The organism is Acuticoccus yangtzensis (assembly GCF_001927245.1).
GTDB lineage: Bacteria > Pseudomonadota > Alphaproteobacteria > Rhizobiales > Amorphaceae > Acuticoccus > Acuticoccus yangtzensis.
In genome coordinates this window covers 1-3,178 of record NZ_MJUX01000018.1, presented here as the reverse complement: position 1 = coordinate 3,178, position 3,178 = coordinate 1, and the positions used below count along the sequence as shown (strand labels likewise).

Below are 3,178 nucleotides of genomic sequence, written 5' to 3'. Positions count from 1 at the left end.
ACAATCACGACCGCCCGCATACCAGCCTGGGCGGCCTCACTCCGAACGAGTTTGCAACCCGGTCCGGGCAGGACCACAACACGAACATAGTCCAGCTATGAGTGGGGACACTTCGGGGGCGACGTCAGGACGAATGCCGCTGCTGTTCCGGTGCCCTCGCGCCGTCGCCAAGACGGCGCATAGAGCCGGACCGCATCATAACCACCCTCGTAGCCGAACCCGCGCAGCTCCTCGAAGATTCTCATGAGCGTCACACGCTCGCGGCTGCTGCGTGCCGCATTGGCATTGAGAAGCCGATCGAGTTCATCGGTAAACGGGCCGAGCTTGGGTTGCGGCTGGACGCTGCGCTCGGACGTGAACGCCGTCCCCTCGGACCGAAGGACCTTGCGCACCGTCTTGCGTGACAGACGAAGATCGCGGCAGATCTCCTTGATCGCCTTGCCCTGGACGAAAGACGCGCGCCGGATCGTAAGCCTCCGGAGAAGGCCGCCTTGCGGGCGGTGGTTCGGGTGGCGGAGAACTGTGCGTATGGACAGGCATACGCACAGGGCGTTCGAGCGGTTGGAGGTGGTCGAGAGGGGCCGCCGGCGTCGCTGGAGCGATGAGGAGAAGCTGAAGATCGTGCTGGAGAGCCTGGAGGGGCCGCGGCTGGTCGCGGCGGCGGCCCGGCGGCATGGGATCTCGCGCTCGCAGCTGGTGACGTGGCGGCGCGCGTTCCGGGTGGAGCCGCCCCGATCTGCGAAGACGCCGACGTTCGTGCCTGCCATCATCGAGCCGACCCCGGCGGAGCCTGAACCGCAGCCCGTAGGGCCACGGCCTGAAGCCCGGGCGACGACCTCGCGGATGGAGATCGTTCTCGCCTGCGGCCGGCGGATCGTCGTCGGCGCCGACGTGGACGGCGAGGCGCTCGCCCGCGTGGTCGCGGTGCTGGAGCGTCGATGATCCCGGTTCCGAGTGGCGTGAGGGTGTGGCTCGCGACCGGGCACACGGACATGAGGAAGGGATTTCCCGGCCTGTCGCTGCTGGTCCACGAGGTTCTGCGGCGCGATCCGCTGGGCGGTCATCTGTTCTGCTTCCGCGGCCGCCGGGGCGACCTTCTGAGATCTGGCACGACGGCCAGGGCGCGTGCCTGTTCACGAAGCGGCTGGAGCGAGGCCGCTTTCTGTGGCCCTCGCCGGCTGACGGGGCGGTGACGATCACGCCGGCACAGCTTGGCTACTTGCTGGAAGGGATCGACTGGCGCCACCCGCAAGAGTCCTGGCGTCCGACCTCGGTCGGGTGACGTTTGGCCTTGGCGGATGCCGGGGGATCATGATTCGCTGAAGGTGTGAACAGCGCCGCCGATTCGCTCCCCGACGACCTTGCCAGCGCCCACGCGATGATCCGCGCGGAGCGGGCGACGCGGCTCGCCGCGGAAGCGGCGCAGTCGGACGTGACCGCTCTGGTCGCCCATCTCAAGCTCCAGATCGAGAAGCTGAGGCGTGAGCTCTACGGCAGCCGCTCCGAGCGCAAGGCTCGGCTTTTGGAGCAGATGGAGCTGCAGCTGGAGGATCTCGAGACAACGGCCAGCGAGGACGAGCGCGCCGCCGAGACCGCGGCGACGCAGACAGGATCGGCCCCCGCGTTCGCCCGCAAGCGGCCGGCGCGCAAACCCTTCCCGGCCCATCTGCCGCGCGAGCGTGTCGTGATCGCCGCGCCGGAGAGCTGCCCGTGCTGCGGCTCGCCTCGGCTGTCGAAGCTCGGTGAAGACATCACCGAGACGCTGGAGGTGACCCCCCGCCGCTGGAAGGTCGTCCTGACCGTGCGCGAGCGGTTCGCCTGCCGCGAGTGCGAGCGGATCATGCAGCCGCCCGCGCCCTTCCATGTGACGCCGCGCGGCTTTGCCGGACCGCACCTTCTGGCGACGATCCTGTTCGAGAAGTTCGGCCAGCATTTGCCGCTGAACCGACAGAGCGAGCGCTATGGCCGCAAAGGCATCAACCTGTCGGTCTCGACGCTCGCCGACCAGGTCGGCGCCGCGACGACGGCGCTGCAGCCGCTCCATGCCCTGATCGAGGCGCATGTTCTGGCCGCCGAGCGCTTTCACGGCGACGACACCACGGTACCGATCCTCGCCAAAGGCAAGACGATCACGGGCCACATTTGGGCTTACGTCCGCGACGACCTGCCGTTCGGTGGCCGTGCGCCGCCAGCCGCGCTCTACTACGCCTCGTGCGATCGGTGGCAAGAGCACCCCGAACGCCATCTGCGCGACTTCGCCGGCATCCTCCAGACCGACGCCTACAGCGGCTACAATGCGCTCTACGATCCGTCGCGCGCCGAGGGGCCGGTCACGCCGGCGCTGTGCTGGGGGCACGCGCGGCGTCCGTTCTTCGAACTCGTCGACATCGCCGCGCGGGCCCGTCGCGACGGCCGAGCACCGGTGATCTCGCCGGTCGCGCTCCAGGCCGTCCGGCGCATCGACGCGTTGTTCGACATCGAGCGCACCATCAACGGCCTCGACGCGGCGGAGCGTCACCGCGTGCGGCAGGCGATGAGCGCGCCGCTCGTATCAGACCTCGAGGCGTGGCTGCGTGAGAAACGCGCCCGCCTGTCGCGATCGGCGGCGGTCGCCAAGCCGATCGACTACATGCTGAAGCGTTGGGACCGCTTCTCCGGCTTCCTCGCGGACGGCAGGATCTGCCTGACCAACAACGCCGCCGAGCGGGCGCTCCGGGGCTTTGCCCTCGGGCGCAAGGCGTGGCTCTTCGCTGGCTCCGAGCGCGGCGCCGACCGCGCTGCCGCCATGGCAACGCTGATCGGGGCGGCCAAGCTCAACGATGTCGACCCGCAAGCCTGGCTGGCCGACGTCCTGGCGTGGAACTGGAAAACGCCGGTGTCCTCCAGCTAAACCGCCTGAGCCATAGCCACGATCCGCCGTGCCTGCGGCCCTCTCCGGATGCTTACGCACGATGCGCGCCCGCCACACATGCTTTTGCGGGGTGTTCCAGCCCGAAACGATGGCTTCGAGCCGCGTTCGCTCGGTCCCCGAGACCGTGAAGGAAATGCCTGTTCGCATCTCTCTCCTTCGCACGGGCTTACCCTCAACGGAATCCCAAAACGGACTCTTTTAAATGGGTCAATCCACTAGGGGATTTCCAATCCACAAGCCCGCGTCGGTTCAACCATGCCATCGCCG

Annotated in this window: 2 protein-coding genes and 3 pseudogenes; 3 read left to right on the top strand and 2 right to left on the bottom strand. The window is 68.3% G+C overall.

The features are described from left to right. Window positions 1–128: 128 nt before the first annotated feature. A pseudogene (locus tag BIX52_RS23860) lies at window positions 129–467 on the bottom strand (IS21 family transposase); the annotation flags it as partial. A gap of 61 nt (window positions 468–528) precedes the next feature. Between BIX52_RS23860 and tnpA the strand changes: the two are divergent. From tnpA to tnpC, 3 genes and pseudogenes are all read left to right on the top strand, one after another. After that, window positions 529–942 carry an IS66-like element accessory protein TnpA gene (tnpA, locus tag BIX52_RS22060; protein ID WP_075223271.1) on the top strand — a complete coding sequence of 138 codons (414 nt, stop codon included), beginning with the start codon at window positions 529–531 and terminating at the stop codon, window positions 940–942. Next, window positions 939–1,282, top strand: a pseudogene (gene tnpB / locus BIX52_RS22055) (IS66 family insertion sequence element accessory protein TnpB). The gene tnpA and the pseudogene tnpB overlap by 4 nt, the downstream one beginning before the upstream one ends. Before the next feature lie 96 nt (window positions 1,283–1,378). Continuing rightward, the gene (gene tnpC / locus BIX52_RS22050) at window positions 1,379–2,890 is read left to right on the top strand and encodes an IS66 family transposase (RefSeq protein WP_171973594.1); all 1,512 of its coding nucleotides are present in this window, start codon (window positions 1,379–1,381) and stop codon (window positions 2,888–2,890) included. 57 nt (window positions 2,891–2,947) lie between these two features. Here tnpC and BIX52_RS23855 read toward each other — a convergent pair. Further along, window positions 2,948–3,058, bottom strand: a pseudogene (locus BIX52_RS23855) (IS630 family transposase); the annotation flags it as partial. Between the last annotated feature and the right edge of the window lie 120 nt (window positions 3,059–3,178).